This window comes from Alcanivorax sp. 1008, assembly GCF_020667895.1.
GTDB lineage: Bacteria > Pseudomonadota > Gammaproteobacteria > Pseudomonadales > Alcanivoracaceae > PGZG01.
Genome location: NZ_JAFMPS010000009.1, coordinates 57,918 through 74,306, shown reverse-complemented (window position 1 = coordinate 74,306; position 16,389 = coordinate 57,918). Strand labels below are relative to the sequence as shown.

Here is a 16,389-nt window from a genome sequence, read left to right as displayed (position 1 = left end):
GAAAACCTGTCGAATCAGGCGTCTTCTTCGAGCTGCGCGGCGTAGTCTTCTGCGCCAAGCAAGTCTTCCAGTTCAGCCTTGTCACTCAGTTTGATCTGGTATAACCAGCCGTCGCCGTAGCAGTCCTGGTTGACCAGCTCAGGGCTATCACTCAGGGCTTCGTTAACGGCAATGATCTCACCTGATACCGGCGCATAAATATCGGATGCAGCTTTTACAGATTCCACCACGCCGGTTTCATCGCTGGATGCAACAACCGCCCCAACATCGGGCAGCTCAACATAAACCAGATCGCCCATGGCTTCCTGGGCATGCTCGCTGATACCGACGTAGGCGGTGCCGTCATCTTCCAGACGAATCCATTCGTGGCTTTTGGCGTAACGCAGCTCGGCGGGGATGTTGCTCATTGTTCTGTCCTTTAGTGGCGGTTTTGGTGCGTTCTTTGGATTTTTGTGCGGCCAGTGCCGCAATTACAGAATCTTGAAAACCTGCTTTCCGTTTCTGACAAATGGTGGCCGAACAATCTTTACCGGTAACCGCTTGTTGCGAATTTCAACTTCAGCATCGCCTCGGCTACCCGCTGGCAGTCGAGCCAAAGCAACGGAAAGACCCAGAGTCGGCGAAAAAGTACCGCTGGTGATTTCGCCTTCGCCATTGGCTGTAAAAACTTTTTGGTGGGCGCGCAGGACGCCTTTTTCTTCCATCACCAGGCCAACCAGAACCTGATGACCTTTGATTTGCTGGGCCTCTAACGCGGCGCGACCAATGAAATCCCGATCGTTAAACACCAGTGTCCAGCCCATACCGGCCTCCAACGGAGTAACAGACTCATCCATGTCATTGCCGTACAGGTTCATGCCAGCTTCAAGCCGCAGGGTATCGCGCGCGCCAAGCCCACATACCGCAATGCCGGCAGCGCGCAATTTTTCCCACAGCGCGACGGCTTGATCGCCAGGCAGAATAATTTCAGCACCATCTTCACCGGTATAGCCGGTACGCGCTAATAACCAGTCGCCGCTTTCAACAAAGTGAAAAGGTTTCAGGGCCAACAGAGTATCCGCGGCCGGCAGTAGTGGCTTGGCAAGCTGCAGCGCTTTCGGCCCCTGAATAGCAATCATCGCCAAGGCCGGCTGCTCGCTAATAGCCACATCAAAACCCGCAGCCTGCTTTTCCATCCAGGCCAGATCCTTTTCACGAGTGCCGCAGTTCACCACCAGGCGATAATCGTTGTCTCGACGGTAAACAATCAGATCATCGACAACGCCGCCATGCGGGTTGAGCATGCCGGAGTACAGCGCCCGTCCCTGCTCGATTCGATCCACATCATTAGCCAGCAGATGGCGCAGATACTCACGCGCACCGGCGCCAGCCACATCCACTACGGTCATGTGCGATACATCAAACATGCCTGCACAACGACGTACCTGATGGTGCTCCTCAATCTGCGAACCATAATTGATCGGCATGTCCCAGCCGCCGAAATCGACCATCTTGCCGCCTGCGGCCAAGTGAGCGTCATAAAGGGGAGTGCGGTGACCCATGGAAGCCTGCATACCGGTAGCTTGATGAGGCAGGCATTCTACAACGAATGCCGGCCCCGGTCATGGCAGCCATGACCGCTGGGTCAGCGAGTCCGCTTCATTAAAAGATATACCGGGAGCAGGCCTACGATAACCAGGGTCAGCGCAGGCAATGCTGCCCGGGACCACTCGCCCTCTGAGGTCATCTCAAAAACCCTCACCGCCAGAGTATCCCAGCCAAACGGCCTGAGCAGTAAGGTTGCCGGCATTTCCTTCATTACATCGATTAGCACTAACAATAGCGCCGACAACACCCCTGGAGTGAGCAGTGGCAGCCAAACTCGGCGCACCGTTTCTGCCGGCGTTGCCCCCAGCGTTCGGGCCGCCTCGAGCAGTCGCGGGCGAATACGTTCAAAGGCCGCCTCAATGGGGCCATAGGCTACGGCGAGAAAGCGCACCGCATAGGCCAGCACCAGGGCAAACAGGCCGCCGATCAACACCGCCCCACTATCGAATCTGGTATCAAGCCAACGATCGATTGCCGCAAAACTAAGCATGATGCCAACTGCCAGCACCGAGCCCGGCATGGCGTAGCCCACCGTCGCACCACGAACCGAGGCGCTGGTAAGCCAGTGATTGCGGGTGCGTTTGACGTAACCAAGGAACACCGCAACCAATACGGTTACTAGCGCCGCGCCGGCGCCCAACGTAAGCGTATGCCCGACCAGTCCCCAATAGCGGGAATCAAAATCTCTGGCCCCGGTATTAATCACCCAATAGAGCAAGCGCGACACCGGAATGGCAAAGGCCAGCAAAAACACGGCAGCTGCATAGAGAAACAGCAGCCACTGCTTTGATCGTCTGGGGCGAGCTCGTTTCAGGCGTCTGGCAGCTTGCTGCTCATAGCGCGCACGACCGCGGCCAGCGCGCTCCACTAGCAAACTCACCAGAACAAAGAGCAGAAGCAGTGATGCCAACTGGGCCGCTGCATTCAGGTTATAAAAGCCGTACCAGCTTTTATAAATGGCAGTGGTAAAGGTATCGAAATTGAACACCGATACCGCACCGAAATCAGCCAGGGTCTCCATCAACGCCAGCGCCAGTCCGGCAGCAATGGCGGGGCGCGCCATGGGCAGCGCCACGCGCCAGAATGCCGCCAGTGGCGACAGGCCAAGAATCCGCGCCTGCTCCATCAGGGTCCGCCCCTGAGCAAGGAACGCAACCCGCGCCAGCATATAGACGTAGGGATAGAACACCAGCGACAAGGTCAGGATAACCATGACCGGCTGACGCGCACTGACGCCGTCAAAAAATGGCAGCCAGCCACGCAGTGCGGACTGCACCGGCCCGGCATAATCGAGTAAATCAAGGGCAACAAAAGCGAGCACATAGGCCGGCACGGCCAGCGGTAGCAGCAGCGCCCAATCGAAAAACCGGCGCCCGGGGAACTCCAGAGTTGCAGTAATCCACGCCAGGCTGACGCCAAGCACCAACACCCCGGCGCCGACACCAAGCACAAGCAGAAGAGTATTGCCAAGCAGACTGATCAACACCGTGTCAGCGAGATGACGCCATACTTCGGATTCGTCCCCCAACCAGGACAAACCAAGCACAGCAACCGGGAACAGCACTGCCAAGGCAAGCAACAGCGCTACCAAGGTCAGCGGGTCAAGCCGGGGCATGACCCGGCGCGGCAACGATAACGTTAAAGCAGACAACCCTTACCCCACAAACGGCAACACCCGCCGAGGCGGGTGCGCAGTGAACTGTGTTGATTAACGATAGCCGGCACGATCCATCAGTTTGACCGCCTGCACCTGGCGACTGCCAGCGACTGATACATTCAGGTCATCACCTTGGAACTCCCCCCAGCCGGTTACCAAACCGGTGGGCGATACTGCAGGGTTTACCGGGTATTCCAGATTCTGCTCCGCCAGCACACGCTGGGGCAACTCCGTGGACATCCACTCCATCAACCGGATGGCCTCTTCCGAGTGCGGTGCATGTCTGGTCAGACCAATACCGGAAATATTGATATGCACACCGCTGGTACCCTGATTGGCCCAGAACAGTGCCAATGGCAGGTCGGGTTTATCGGTGATCAATCGGCCCAGGTAGTAGGTATTGACGATACCCACATCACACTGCCCCGCGGCAATAGCTTCCATCAATGCGGTATCGTTGGAGAATACATCGGTGGCCAGATTCTCAACCCAGCCACGAACGATCTGTTCTGCCTGCTCTTCACCATGGCGCTCGATCAGAGTGGCGACCAGAGACTGGTTATACACCTTCTTGGAAGTGCGCAGGCACAGGCGGCCCTTCCACTGTGGCTCTGCCAACGCCTCGTAAGTGCTCAACTCTTCCGGCGCCACCCGCTGGGTGTTGTAAACCAGAGTGCGCGCACGCACGGTCTGGCCAAACCAGCGATTCTCACTATCGCGCAGGTTGGCAGGAACATTGGCACTCAGCACCTCTGATGATACCGGCTGGAACAGACCCTGCTCGGCAGCTTGCCAAAGGTTGCCAGCATCTACAGTAATCAGCAGGTCCGCCGGGCTATTGCTGCCTTCCGCAGCAAGACGGGTAATCAGGGCGCCGTCATCATCCGTGGTATAGCGCACCTTGACCCCGGTTTCCTTGGTGTACAGGTCGAATACCGGGCGTATCAGATGATCCTTGCGGGAGGTATACACCACCACCTCCGGCTCCTTCGGAGGCTCCGAACAGGCCACCAGCCAACCAGCCAGTAGAGAAACAGCGAGAGATCGGATGACGATGCGCATTGCAGTACTCCGGATGACAACAGTAATAATAATGGTTCTCATTATCTATATCTGCAGATGGATTTCAAGCACTCGCATTGTCACCCTTCACTGACACACCGACGCTGACCCGTATCAACAAAAAGGGCGGCCTGGTGGCCGCCCTTTCTTGATCCTGAACGTGGTTCAGTCGTTGACGATGACAAAGTCAAAGTCCGGATCCCCTCCACCCGGATTGGATGCCACCAGTGTCACCACATCCCCCCCGGCCAGCGCCACATTTGCCAGATCTATGGCCACCGAGTAATTGTCGCCCGGCTGCGGCACCGCTACGCGGACATCATAGTTGGCCGGCGCGAGGCGCAAGTACGAGGTGATTTCCTGATATTCAAATGCAGGCAGAGTTGGGTCCCTATCGCCTACTTCAATGCTCTCGACGGTTACTGCATCAGCCGTAGGCGTAACAAACACAGCGACGGTGCCGGCCAGTGAGGCGGCATGGATAGCCCGCAGGCGCACCTCCGTGGCCACAGGACGACGATCGTCCTCACCGAGCAGCAAGGCCAGGTCCGGGTCGCCGACCCCTGGCAGGTCCCCGGCCGCAATTGCGGTGTAGTAGCTGCCGGACTTTAATTCAATGTCGCTGACTTCAATCGGCGCGCCCACAGCACCGGCGCCATCAGCATTTACCCGAACGACATAATCAGTTGCAGGATCCAGATCCGGCACGCTGGTTTCGCTACGAAAGCCGATGCTGCCAACGATTTCCGCATTGTCCAAAGCCAGCTCCACCGATGAAGCAAATACCTCCGCCGGACCAACACCGGAAGCAGCATGAACCACCCTAACTTCCGCCGGCATATTCTCATCAGCGATAACAAAATCTGTATCCGCGTCACCCGTGGATACCAATAACTTTACCGGCGAGCCAGGACTAAAACTATCGACAGCAACAATCAGCAAATCAGCACCGCCCGGAAGCGTGATAGTCCCGGAATCAAAAACCACCGCATCACTATCGGCTGGTGTAATGCGGATCCGATAATCCCCGGCGAATACTGTCTGCGGATCCGTGAACTCACGCAAATTAAACGTGGTCAAAGGCGTCGCACCAAGCAGATCAGCTTCTGGAGCGGTGACATAAACACTGACCCCCGCAGGCGCCGCATCGTCAGCCTTCACGGAGGCATGGACCACCTGCACGCGAGTGCTGTCCGAAGCGACCTTTTCACGCATGGTCTCTACCAGCAACGGGGCAAACTCCTGATCGCCGGCGCCACCCACATTACCCATGGCAACCACAGTGGTAATTTGATCTTTGTTCAGAAGAATATTGGTGGGCGCAAGCACTTCGCTAACGGAACCGTCCGCCAATATGCCATCCACCGAAACCGAATAGGTGGCGTCACGAACCCGCACAATTGACGACGCTTCGGAGTAATTCAACTGCTGCGCAGCAGCCAACGGCCCTCCATTAACATTAATATTCACAGCTGGCGCATTGCCTGAGGCGTGAACGACCCGTAAATCTGCACTTGAAAACGAACTATCGCCACCACAACCTGCCACCAATGCGGCACTTAGCATGACGCCGGCGGAGGTCCATCTTTTCCATACCTTCATTGCCGTTCTCCTTTCTGATTTGCTGATTGGATGGCGCAATTTCTACTTCGCCGCGTCAAGCGAAAGTCAATTGCACGATCCGAAATAAATAAAATACAAAACTGCGACAAACCCGTGATTATCGCGTGAGAAATTCAACTGCGAGCAGATTGGGGAGCATCATCAAAGCGGCCCAGCGCCTGAGCTGCAAGCAGGCCCTTCAGCATCGAGTGACGATTCACCAGCGACATGCCAGTGTTACGGAAAAATCGGAATGCTGGCGAGCGCTGTTCAAACAGAACTTTGAAACCGCGCATGGCCGCAACCACCGACGCATTATGACCGCGACGTCGCCGTTGATAGCGTTGCAGCAAAGCCAGCGAAGACCAGTCGCGCCCGGACTCTATGGCGCGGCCAATTTCTTCTGCAAGAACAGCTGCATCAAGCAAGCCCAGATTAATTCCCTGGCCGGCCAATGGATGGACTACGTGAGCGGCATCTCCAATCAACGCAAGCTCCGGGCAAACGTAGTCGCCGGCATGAAGGTCATGAATCGGAAACGCCAGTGGCTCGCTAACCAACTGAAGATCACCCAGCCAGGCTTGGCTTGCCTGTGTCACAGCATGGGAAAAACTCCCCGGGGACTGCTCCATCAACTGCGCGGCACGATCCGGCCATAGGGACCAAACCAGCGAGCACTGATGGCCGTCTCCATATAGCGGCAACAACGCAAGCGGGCCACTGTCGAGGAACGCCTGTCGGGCACAGCTATCATGGGGCACAGCACTGTGCAAAGTGGCGACAACGGCAACATGACCGGTATCCCGAGAAGGCGCAGAAAGGCCAGCGGCACTGCGCACCATTGAGCGCGCGCCATCAGCACCAACTAGCAAACGACAATCAATGACCTGCCCGTCTGCCAACTCAACCCGCCACCCCTGCTCACGCCGGCCGACACTGGCAACCCGGCAATCACTGCGCCAGTCAATTCGACAAGCTGCGCGACAGAAATCGAAAATTGCCGCAACCACGCTATCATTTTCTACCAGCGTACCGAGGTGACTGGCAGCAGCGTCGGCAGCACTAAAATGCACCTCACCAGTGCCATCGCCATCACGCACCTCCATCTTGTCATAGGGCTGCAGACGATGGGCTGGCATGTTCTTCCAAACACCCACTGAGCGGAGCAAACGCTCACTGGTTTCTGTCAGCGCTGAAACCCGCGCAGCAGGCGCGCCCGTTGGCATTTGTGGTTCGGGCGCGCCGTCAAGAAGAACGATATCCAATGATTGCTCTGCAAGCGCGGCGGCCAGCATCCCACCTGCCATGCCACCACCTACAATGACAATATCAACACTATGCGGCACGGCGTTTTTTCTTCATCAACTTTTCAATTTCCGCCACAGACTTGGGCACGCCATCGGTGAACACTTCACACCCCTTGCGCGTCACCGCCACATCATCCTCGATACGAACACCGATGCCACGCCATTTGCTGGCAACACTGCTATCATCAGGTGCGATATATATCCCCGGCTCCACCGTCATCACCATGCCGGGCTCCAGAACCCGCCACTCATCGTGCACCTTGTAATCACCAACATCATGCACATCAAGACCAAGCCAGTGCCCAGTGCGGTGCATGTAAAAGCGACGATAGGCCTCTGTTTCAATCAGCTCGCTTACCTCCCCCTTGAGCAAGCCCAGGTCTTTCATTCCCTGGGTCAGCACCTGCACAGCAGCCTCATGGGGGCTATTCCAATGTTTTCCCGGCTTCACCTGCTCAATAGCCGCCAACTGCGAGGCAAGCACCACCTCATAGACGGCCTGTTGCTCAGCTGAAAATTTTCCATTCACCGGGAAAGTACGGGTGATATCCGAGGCGTAGCAATGAAACTCAGCGCCAGCATCAACCAGCACTAGATCGCCGTCTTTGAGCTTCTGGTTGTTATCCACGTAATGAAGAATGCAGCCATTACGCCCGCCACCGACAATGGTCGGATAGGCCGGCGCGCGCGCTCCGTGGCGCATAAACTCGTGCAGATACTCCGCCTCAAGCTGATATTCGTACATGCCCGGCTCAACCACCTGCATAGCACGAACATGGGCCGCCGCGGCAATTTCCCCCGCACGACGCATGACTTTAATTTCAAGTGAACTCTTAAACAGACGCTGGTCGTGCAGAAAGTGGTTCAGGGCAAGAAACTCACCCGGCGGATGGGCGCCACTGCGCACTTTGGCCCGGATGCTATTCACCCAGCTCATTACCTGCCGATCAAATTCCGGATCTCGCCCCATGTCGTAGTAGACACGGTCACGGCCCTCAATAAGGCCAGGCAAAATTTCATCAATATCAGAGATTGGAAAAGCATCATCAGCGCCAAAGTCCTTTACCGCACCCTCCGGCCCTCTGCGATAGCCATGCCAGGTTTCCATTTCCCGGTCACGCTCGCGGCAGAACATAACAAACTCGCCATGTTCACGGCCTGGAATCAGCGCCATCACAGCTTCAGGCTCAGGAAAACCGGACAGGTACCAGAAGTCACTGTCCTGACGGTAAGCATGGTCGATATCGCGATTGCGGCGCCGCTCCGGGGCAGCCGGCAAAATCACGATACTGTTTTCTTCCATGTTATCCATCAGCTCACGCCGACGGCGGGCGAATTCCTGGCGGGAAATCATTGTTTTTACCTCAATGCTTGGTCACAGAAGCGTCGCTCTTGGCCGGAGCTCTCGCTTTAAGCTGCCATTCAGTGAACACCATCAGCGCAGCCATGCGGCAATGCTCCGTCACTTGAGACAGCAGTGCTTCTTCTTCCTCTCCGTCGCCATCCGGCACATCCACCTGACTGACCGCCGCCAGATCGGCAATCGCTTCCTGCAGGGACGGTGCCAGCTCTGCATCCTTGACCCCGGCCGAACCAGTGCCAAAGCCCGTCAGGAACCCCTCACACCATTGCCCCAGGGCGGCTACCCGCAGGGCCAGCTCCTCGTCATCATCTGGCAGCAGCAGCGACAGATCCAGCCCGTCGCCGTCAAAAGCGGATACCGCCTGATCACGCAGCTGCACCAGTAGATCAGCTGCCCGTGCTGGCCAGTTGTCGGTTAGGTCCACATGGCTAGCCAGCACACCGAGCAATTCCGGCGCTTCGGTCTCGATGCCCGTGCTGAGCAGGCCACATATCAAGCCATGCAGCTCAGACGGGCTATGGCGGACACTGGCATGGCTAAGTGCCTCGGCCAGTGGTTGAAACAGGTCGCTATCGGTATCAGTCATGATCACACTTGATAAGAAATGTTGAAAAGGTCGCTAACTGTTTGGCGGCAAAGCAGAATCCGCGTTGACCGGCCGCAGACGCGTGTCTATAGTCTGAGGTCAGGGGATTCTCCGCAGGATAATAACCATAGGCGAACAGTTTGCCATTTGCCATGACCACGGAACAGCAGCTTCAACAACTTGAACAACGCATCGAGGAACTGGTGAGTATCAGTGCCCGGTTGCGCCGTGAGAATCAGGCCATGCAGGTGCGTGAGCACAAGCTGATGGAAGAGCGCGCCGACCTTCTGAAAAAAAATGATGCGGCCAAATCCAAGGTCGAAGCGATCATTTCCCGACTCAAATCACTGGAGCAGGAGCCATGAGCGAACCCTCTTCAGTGCTGGTTCATTTGCTCGATAAGGAGTTCCGTGTTGCCTGCCCGGCAGAGGAAAAGGAAAACCTTATTCGCGCCGCCCGCCACCTCGACGAGAAAATGCGTGAGGTGCGCTCCTCGAATGTACTGGGACTTGAGCGCATTGCGGTGATGGCCGCCCTGAACCTGGCCCACGACCTCCTGCTTGCAAAAGGTGAGCTGTCCCAACAGCAGGATGGCGGCGACCGCGTCGGACGCCTGCTCGATCGTGTAGAGGCAGAACTGGCAGCGCTGCGCGATATCTGATTTCGGCCCGCCCGGACAGCTCTCAATCTGCAAACGACTGCGCTATACTACTTCAGGTGTTCTCTGGTTTGTGCGCCAGCCAGGCTATGTCCCTGAGCCGATGCTTTATCCCCCGGGGACGAATATGGTGGCACTGTGTGCATGTCCGCTGCGGCGGAAAGCCTGACGTTCCACTTGCCGTCTCCACCTTGAACCCTTGGGTTCAAGGACCAGGCCGGCAGCGGCTCTACCGGAGGGTGCCTTTAATTCTTCAGCGTCGGGCCGGATGCCCGAAAGCAGGTTTTCTGATGGCTCTGTCCGCCGCCGAGCAGCAACGACGTCAGCAGTTGCGGCGAGACATGCGCAGTCGCCGGCAAGCCCTCTCTCCTAAAGAACAACGGGCCGCCTCTAATCGGCTGGCACACAATCTTTGCAACCTGTTAATGATTCGCCGGGCACGCAGGGTCGGTGTCTATCTGGCCTCTGATGGTGAGCTCGATCCACTGCCCGCATTGCTGACCTCGGACAACCCGCCTCGCACCTTGTATTTGCCGATCTTGCCCCGCCATGCGGACGCAGCCCTGCACTTCGCTCCCTGGGCTCCGGGAGAAGTGCTTGTTGCCAACCGCTATGAAATTGGGGAGCCGACCCTGAAGCACAAAAGCCTTGCCCCGCTATGGAGTCTGGATGTATTGCTGATGCCATTGGTAGCTTTTGATCAGGCGGGAAACCGGCTGGGAATGGGCGGAGGGTTCTACGACCGGGCCTTGGCCAATTTGATTCGCCAGCCCAAAAGGCCCCACCTGATTGGCGTGGCCCATGCCTTTCAAAAAGTTAAATCACTGCCTGCAGCGCCTTGGGATCAACCGCTGGACGATGTGATTACCGACTAACAATCGGTGCGAACTGCCCACCCGCCAGCGGGTCTGCCTTTCCTTCCCCGCTGCCATGGCTAATAGCGCTAAACAGCACGCCAGCAGCGAAAAGTACGGCCAGAATCAGCAGTGCATCCGGCTTCTTATTATTCATGACCTGCAACCCCAAACGAAAACATGAAAAATCCACAAAGACGGCAACAGTAGCCTGTGGATTGTTTACAAACCGAGAATCAGTTCAAAATTTGAACAGTTTTATGCCAAGTGTCAACAGGTTAGCGTTCAAATCAGGAATAATTTATTAACTTCTGTGGATAACTGTACGAATGGACAGCCTTGCATAAATGGCTGGTCAGGCAAGGAAACGCTGGTAAGCGGGGTTGTCCGATTCATCCACCATCGGATAGGGGATCTGTTTCAGATCTGCGCGGAGCGCACTCTGCTCACCGGCGCGCACATGGAAACCAACCAGCACGCGGCCATAGGCAGCGCCATGATTACGATAGTGGAACAGGCTGATATTCCAGCGGCCTCCAAGAGCCAGCAGAAATGCCATCAGTGCGCCGGGGCGCTCCGGAAACTCAACCCGGAACAGCAACTCGGCCAGATCGTTGCGTGGTGAAGGGCCGCCCACCATATGGCGGATGTGCAGCTTGGCCATTTCGTTGCCGGTCATATCCTCCACCGGATAACCCTTGTCGCGTAGCGCCTCCAGCAGGGGCAGCAAGTCGGCGCCCCCGGACCGAGTCTGCACGCCAACAAAAATATTCGCCTGCTGCGGGTCATTGTAGCGGTAGTTGAACTCGGTCACTGCCCGTTTGCCGATCGCCTGACAGAACTGTCGGAAAGCACCGGGGCGCTCGGGGATGGTCACCGCCAGAATCGCTTCACGCTGCTCACCCAACTCGGCGCGCTCGGAAATATGCCGCAGACGATCAAAATTCACATTGGCGCCGCTCTGAATAGCAATCAGGGCTTTCCCCTCAGCGCCATGCTTTGCCACCCAGTTCTTCAATCCCGCCAGCGCCAGGGCTCCAGCCGGCTCAGTAACTGCGCGAGTATCTTCAAAGGTATCTTTGATGGCGGCACAGATCTCATCGGTGTTAGCGGTGATGACCTCATCGCAATAATGCTTCAGTACCCGAAAATTTTCCTTGCCGATCTGCTTCACAGCAACGCCATCGGCAAACAGGCCAACTTCCTTAAGCACTTCGCGACGACCCTTTTCCATCGCCACCTTAAGGCAGGCGGCATCCTCCGGCTCAACGCCGACAATGCGCACATCCGGGCGCAGATACTTGACCCAGGCCGCCACCCCGGCCGCCAGACCGCCGCCACCCACCGGGATAAAAATAGCGTCCAGCGGACCACCATGCTGACGCAGGATTTCCATGCCAACAGTGCCCTGCCCGGCGATGACGTCGGGATCATCATATGGATGGACGAAGGTCAGCCCCTCTTTTTCTTCGAGCTCGCGGGCATGTAGCAGGGCATCATCGAAAGCATCGCCATGCAACACCACTCTGGCACCATGATTACGAACCGCCCGCACCTTGATTTCCGGCGTGGTGCGCGGCATGACAATCACCGCGCGAATACCCAGATGCTTGGCCCCCAGCGCCATACCTTGGGCATGGTTACCCGCGGAAGCACAGATCACCCCACGGGCGAGCTGCTCTTCACTGAGCTGGGCCATACGGTTGTAGGCACCCCGGCATTTGAACGAATACACCGGTTGCAGATCTTCCCGCTTGAGCCATACCGTATTACCAAGCCGCTTGGACAACAGCGGAGCAGCATGAATCGGTGTTTCGACGGCGACGTCATAAACACGGGCTTCAAGAATACGGCGCACATATTGGTCAAGCAGCGAACGGTCAGACATGGTAGTTCCGGTACAGATAATCTCAGGATGGTACGCAGGCAAGCGGCAAAACGCTATGGATGAGCCTATAATCACCGCCTTCGACAGGGGAACGGACCATGGACAAAGAAGCACTCAAGAAGGCGGTGGCGGAAGCAGCACTCGGCTATGTACAGGCCGGCACCGTCGTCGGCGTCGGCACCGGCAGTACCGCAAACTACTTTATTGATGCTCTGGCCAGCATAAAAAACGAGATTCGCGGAGCGGTAGCCAGCAGCGAGGCCTCAGCGGAGCGGCTCAAGGCCCATGGCATCCGTCTATTAGGTCTCAATGAAGTTGACCAGATACCCGTCTATGTAGATGGCGCAGACGAGGTCAACTTGCATCGCGAAATGATCAAAGGTGGCGGAGGGGCGCTCACCCGAGAGAAAATCGTTGCCGCTGTGGCAGAAAAGTTTGTCTGCATTGTAGACCAGTCAAAACAAGTAAAAATGCTTGGCCAATTTCCCCTGCCAGTGGAAGTCATTCCTATGGCACGCGGCTATGTTGGTCGCAAGTTAGCTGCCATGGGTGGCAGGCCACAGTACCGTGAGGGCTTTGTCACCGATAACGGTAACTTCATCCTCGATGTCTATAATCTGGATATCTCAAGACCGATCAAGCTTGAGGAACAGCTCAACAATATCGTTGGCGTGGTCACCAATGGATTGTTCGCCCGCCGCCCCGCAGATGTCGTACTGATGGGAACATCGCGCGGCGTAGAGAGCTATTGACGCTGGCAACCCCTGTCGGATTGGTGCCAGTAAAACTATTGCTCCAGGAGAGTGGCCGGTGAACACCGTGCATTGCCAAGTTTCCGAAATTCTGCCGCTGAACAGCAACATCAGCGCTGTCAGGCTGCGTCTGCTCAGCGACCAGCCCATCCACTGGCACGCCGGGCAATACCTGCTATTGGGCCAGAATCAGGACGCTGCGTTTTCCATCGCCAACGCGGTTGGCGACGCTGGTAACGAGCTGCTGCTCCATATCCGCCATGATGAGGACAATCAGTCCGCCGTAGACCTGATGGCCGAACTGCGCAGTCAGCCGACGGTGGCAGCGACTTTGCCACTAGGCACGCGCTATATTGATCAGCAGCCGGATCGGCCCGTTTGGTTTATCTGCGGCTCCACTGGCTTTGCCCCCGCCCGGGCCATGATTGAAAGGTTGGCCGAGTTACAGTTTTCCCTCCCGGTGAGGCTGTTCCGAGGGGGGCGGCAGGTGGACGACATCTATCCGCCACAATGGCCGGACAACACCCTTGAACAACTGAAAGACTTTCAGGAAACCATCGCCGTCAATCACGCACCTGCGGCGAATCAATTTCACGGCATGGTGCACGAAGCAGCACTGGCCGAGCTGGCAAAACTGCAAGACCCGTCAGGGCCGCTATTTCATATCGGCGGCTCGCCAGCCATGGCCTGGGCAGTATTTGATGCCCTGGTAGCAGCCGGCGTGCCGGCCGCTAATATTCATTCAGACGTGTTCGACTACGCTCCGCGCTAAGCGCGATTCGTCAGGACTCTTCGCGCCGTCTCGGTGACGGCAGCGGCAGTACCGGCAAGGCTTCATCAAGCAACATCATGCGCCGCTCCAGCGCCGCCAGAGCCCTGTCCGTATCACCCAGCGAGCTATGCAAACGGGCCAGCTCAGCCAATGCGGTGACGCTGCCAGCTCTGGCTGCGCCATCAAAGAAACTGCGCGCCTTGCCCCATAGCTTGGCTTTCATTGCCGTGCGGCCAGCGCAAATAAGCAGAGCAATACTTCCCGGGCGCACTTCCAGCCACTGCTCAAGTTGTTGCAGCAACTTCTCCGCCGGCACATTAGCAATGCCCTCCAATACGGCAATCAACCGGTCGTCCCAGTTTTGTTCGATCTCCTTACGCACTAGCGAAAAGGCGGCGGCGCCATCGCCATTGGCTACCAGCGCAGCAGCGTACTGGGCACGAATGGACGTTTTGCCATGCAAAGTTGCCGGCATTTCCTTCCATGTCCGACGCAACTCGGCCAAGCGTTTTTCGGGCTCCCCTGGCGCCTGCGCCACAGCATTCAATAATCCCGCCCAAGCCCGTTGCTCAAGCACCGCAAAGGCATTTTGATCAGTAATAGACAGTTTCAGCATCGGCAATAATTCAACCAGCGCGGGCCAATCCTGCTCTCGCTCCAGCACCTCAGCCAACAAACGCAAACGATGCGGATTACGCTCCACTCGCCCACTGAGTCCCTCTAGTCTGACCCGCGCCTGACGAGTGGCGCCCTCCTCGAGCAACAAACGCGCCGCCAGCAGATCCGCCATCGGCTGACCTCGCTGCTGCTGAGCCGCCAGCTTGAGCACCTCGGTAACTCGCTCATGGTTCCCTTGGGCGGCTGCCGCCAATGCCTCGCCAGCACGTGCTGGCACCGCCCAGGTCTGACTGGCAGAAGCTCCGGCAAACAGTCTCCCGGCCCGGGCCCAGTCCCCATCAACCAGCGCAAAAAAGCCCGCGCGCAGGCGCCGTCTGGCAATCAGCTCACGCCAGCGACTGGCACGACCCAGCCCGGCAAGACGGAAAAGCGAAACCCCCAGCAGGGTAATAATCGACCACAACGGCGCCGCCAGAATTAATAGCAGCAGCACAAAGCCAAGACTGGCTTCGACTCGCAATCCATCACGAATCAGCAGCACATAGCCGGGATCCGCCAGCAGCCAGCGGCCGAGGAAAAAGCCGCCCACCAGCAACAGCACAACGACAAAGAAAGTCCGCTTCATTGCGGCTGCCCCGCTTTCAGCGCGCGGATAGCCGCCAATCCGGAACCGATTTCCGGCAGCGCCTGATGCACTGCCTGATCACGCAAGTCCGCTAACGAGGCGAGTAGATGCCGGGCCCGCGAATCATTGCCGGCGAAACGGGAGCGAATCAGCCTGTCCGCCTGATCAAGAGCGGCGTCGTAAACTTGCGGTCGAGCTTGCATCAAGGCCAGCTGTGCCTGCTGCAGGGAGCCGTCCAGAGCCAGGCGCAGTAACGCAGCCTGAGTGGCGTCCAAAGGCAAGGGCGCTGCTTGCTCGTCATGCTGGATACGTATCGGCAGGCTGTGCACCAGACGCTGCCACCAGAGTGCATCATCAGGCAGAGCCTGATCCGCCTGCGGCTGAACCGGCAAGGCAGGCACCGCCAGCTCGTCTACCAACTCCTGTAACGCCGCCAGACGCAAAACCAGCGCCGGAATATCCACCTGCTCAGCTCCACGAACCGCTTCGATATCCGTCGCCAGAGCGCGGCGTGCTGTCAGAGTCTGCGGGTCGCTGATGCGCGCCAAGGTAGCGTCTGCCCCTTCCAGCAAGCGCCGGGTAGCCGCCAGATCCGCCGTTAGCAACAGCCTCTGTCCAGCCAGACTGGCCAGAGCTTCTGCCTCACCAACCAGCCACTGGCGCATACCACCCTGCTGCATTTCCTGCAGCTGGCGGTCACGCTCTTCCAGCATGCGGTCGATGCCGTTAAGACGCTCGGCCAGCAATAGCACCTGGTCGTCGTACTGCTCGCGCTGCTCCTGCTGCACCAGCGTCAGCCTGTCGATCTCGACAAGCAGCTCGTCCACATCTGCAGCACTAGTATTCAGCCACTGCCAACCGAACCAGCCCGCGCCACCGGCCGCCACCAACAGTAGCAAAACCAACAGCCACGGCAGCGCCGCGCCGCGCTGGGAGAAAGCATCACGCCGGCCAGTTGTCATCAAATTATTCCCCAGTCCTTGTTCGGAAAACAGATTGCCCATGCGCAAGACAATAAATGCCGGGGGCTCAACCGGCAACCGGTGTATTAACACGAA

At 57.5% G+C, this 16,389-nt stretch carries 17 protein-coding genes and 1 other RNA gene; 6 read left to right on the top strand and 12 right to left on the bottom strand.

The window, feature by feature from the left end:
• Nucleotides 1-14: 14 nt before the first annotated feature.
• The 8 genes from gcvH to J1C54_RS11350 all read right to left on the bottom strand — a co-directional run bounded on the left by gcvH (nt 15) and on the right by J1C54_RS11350 (nt 9,164).
• Entirely contained in the window at nt 15-407 is a 393-nt protein-coding gene (gcvH, locus tag J1C54_RS11385; RefSeq protein ID WP_229147738.1) for a glycine cleavage system protein GcvH, read from the bottom strand.
• 63 nt (nt 408-470) lie between these two features.
• A complete protein-coding gene (gene gcvT, locus J1C54_RS11380) occupies nt 471-1,541 on the bottom strand; it encodes a glycine cleavage system aminomethyltransferase GcvT (protein WP_229147736.1) in 1,071 nt (356 codons plus the stop codon).
• Nucleotides 1,542-1,624: 83 nt separating this feature from the next.
• Nucleotides 1,625-3,238 (bottom strand): iron ABC transporter permease, encoded by a 1,614-nt coding sequence (locus J1C54_RS11375; protein WP_229147734.1) that lies wholly within the window; start codon nt 3,236-3,238, stop codon nt 1,625-1,627.
• A gap of 57 nt (nt 3,239-3,295) precedes the next feature.
• Nucleotides 3,296-4,306 carry a Fe(3+) ABC transporter substrate-binding protein gene (locus tag J1C54_RS11370; protein ID WP_229147731.1) on the bottom strand — a complete coding sequence of 337 codons (1,011 nt, stop codon included), beginning with the start codon at nt 4,304-4,306 and terminating at the stop codon, nt 3,296-3,298.
• Nucleotides 4,307-4,471: 165 nt separating this feature from the next.
• Complete coding sequence (locus J1C54_RS11365; RefSeq protein WP_229147729.1) at nt 4,472-5,908, bottom strand: DUF4397 domain-containing protein; 1,437 nt, start codon at nt 5,906-5,908, stop codon at nt 4,472-4,474.
• Nucleotides 5,909-6,042: 134 nt separating this feature from the next.
• Entirely contained in the window at nt 6,043-7,254 is a 1,212-nt protein-coding gene (locus tag J1C54_RS11360; RefSeq protein WP_229147728.1) for an FAD-dependent monooxygenase, read from the bottom strand.
• Entirely contained in the window at nt 7,244-8,569 is a 1,326-nt protein-coding gene (pepP, locus tag J1C54_RS11355; RefSeq protein WP_229147727.1) for a Xaa-Pro aminopeptidase, read from the bottom strand. The genes J1C54_RS11360 and pepP overlap by 11 nt, the downstream gene beginning before the upstream one ends.
• A gap of 10 nt (nt 8,570-8,579) precedes the next feature.
• Entirely contained in the window at nt 8,580-9,164 is a 585-nt protein-coding gene (locus J1C54_RS11350) for a UPF0149 family protein (protein ID WP_229147726.1), read from the bottom strand.
• Between the two features lie 152 nt (nt 9,165-9,316).
• Here J1C54_RS11350 and J1C54_RS11345 point away from each other — a divergent pair, with 152 nt between their 5' ends.
• The 4 genes from J1C54_RS11345 to J1C54_RS11330 all read left to right on the top strand — a co-directional run bounded on the left by J1C54_RS11345 (nt 9,317) and on the right by J1C54_RS11330 (nt 10,697).
• Complete coding sequence (locus tag J1C54_RS11345; RefSeq protein ID WP_370635652.1) at nt 9,317-9,529, top strand: TIGR02449 family protein; 213 nt, start codon at nt 9,317-9,319, stop codon at nt 9,527-9,529.
• On the top strand, nt 9,526-9,825 hold the full coding sequence (locus J1C54_RS11340; RefSeq protein WP_229147724.1) for a cell division protein ZapA: 300 nt from the start codon (nt 9,526-9,528) through the stop codon (nt 9,823-9,825). Before J1C54_RS11345 ends, J1C54_RS11340 begins: the two co-directional genes overlap by 4 nt.
• Before the next feature lie 57 nt (nt 9,826-9,882).
• Nucleotides 9,883-10,065: non-coding RNA, 6S RNA (gene ssrS / locus J1C54_RS11335), on the top strand.
• A 47-nt stretch (nt 10,066-10,112) separates the two neighbouring features.
• Complete coding sequence (locus J1C54_RS11330; protein WP_229147723.1) at nt 10,113-10,697, top strand: 5-formyltetrahydrofolate cyclo-ligase; 585 nt, start codon at nt 10,113-10,115, stop codon at nt 10,695-10,697.
• Here the strand turns inward: J1C54_RS11330 and J1C54_RS11325 are convergent.
• A complete protein-coding gene (locus tag J1C54_RS11325; protein WP_229147720.1) occupies nt 10,687-10,833 on the bottom strand; it encodes a hypothetical protein in 147 nt (48 codons plus the stop codon). The genes J1C54_RS11330 and J1C54_RS11325 overlap by 11 nt on opposite strands.
• Nucleotides 10,834-11,031: 198 nt before the next feature.
• Nucleotides 11,032-12,564 (bottom strand): threonine ammonia-lyase, biosynthetic, encoded by a 1,533-nt coding sequence (gene ilvA / locus J1C54_RS11320; RefSeq protein ID WP_255612624.1) that lies wholly within the window; start codon nt 12,562-12,564, stop codon nt 11,032-11,034.
• 98 nt (nt 12,565-12,662) lie between these two features.
• Here ilvA and rpiA point away from each other — a divergent pair, with 98 nt between their 5' ends.
• Together rpiA and J1C54_RS11310 are read left to right on the top strand one after the other, a co-directional pair.
• Complete coding sequence (rpiA, locus tag J1C54_RS11315) at nt 12,663-13,316, top strand: ribose-5-phosphate isomerase RpiA (RefSeq protein WP_229147718.1); 654 nt, start codon at nt 12,663-12,665, stop codon at nt 13,314-13,316.
• 58 nt (nt 13,317-13,374) lie between these two features.
• Entirely contained in the window at nt 13,375-14,088 is a 714-nt protein-coding gene (locus tag J1C54_RS11310; RefSeq protein ID WP_229147716.1) for a flavin oxidoreductase, read from the top strand.
• Between the two features lie 10 nt (nt 14,089-14,098).
• On the opposite strand, the gene J1C54_RS11305 is transcribed toward J1C54_RS11310, so the two are convergent.
• Together J1C54_RS11305 and J1C54_RS11300 are read right to left on the bottom strand one after the other, a co-directional pair.
• Nucleotides 14,099-15,331 carry a heme biosynthesis protein HemY gene (locus J1C54_RS11305; RefSeq protein ID WP_229147715.1) on the bottom strand — a complete coding sequence of 411 codons (1,233 nt, stop codon included), beginning with the start codon at nt 15,329-15,331 and terminating at the stop codon, nt 14,099-14,101.
• Nucleotides 15,328-16,386 (bottom strand): uroporphyrinogen-III C-methyltransferase, encoded by a 1,059-nt coding sequence (locus tag J1C54_RS11300; protein WP_229147714.1) that lies wholly within the window; start codon nt 16,384-16,386, stop codon nt 15,328-15,330. The genes J1C54_RS11305 and J1C54_RS11300 overlap by 4 nt, the downstream gene beginning before the upstream one ends.
• Nucleotides 16,387-16,389: the final 3 nt, after the last annotated feature.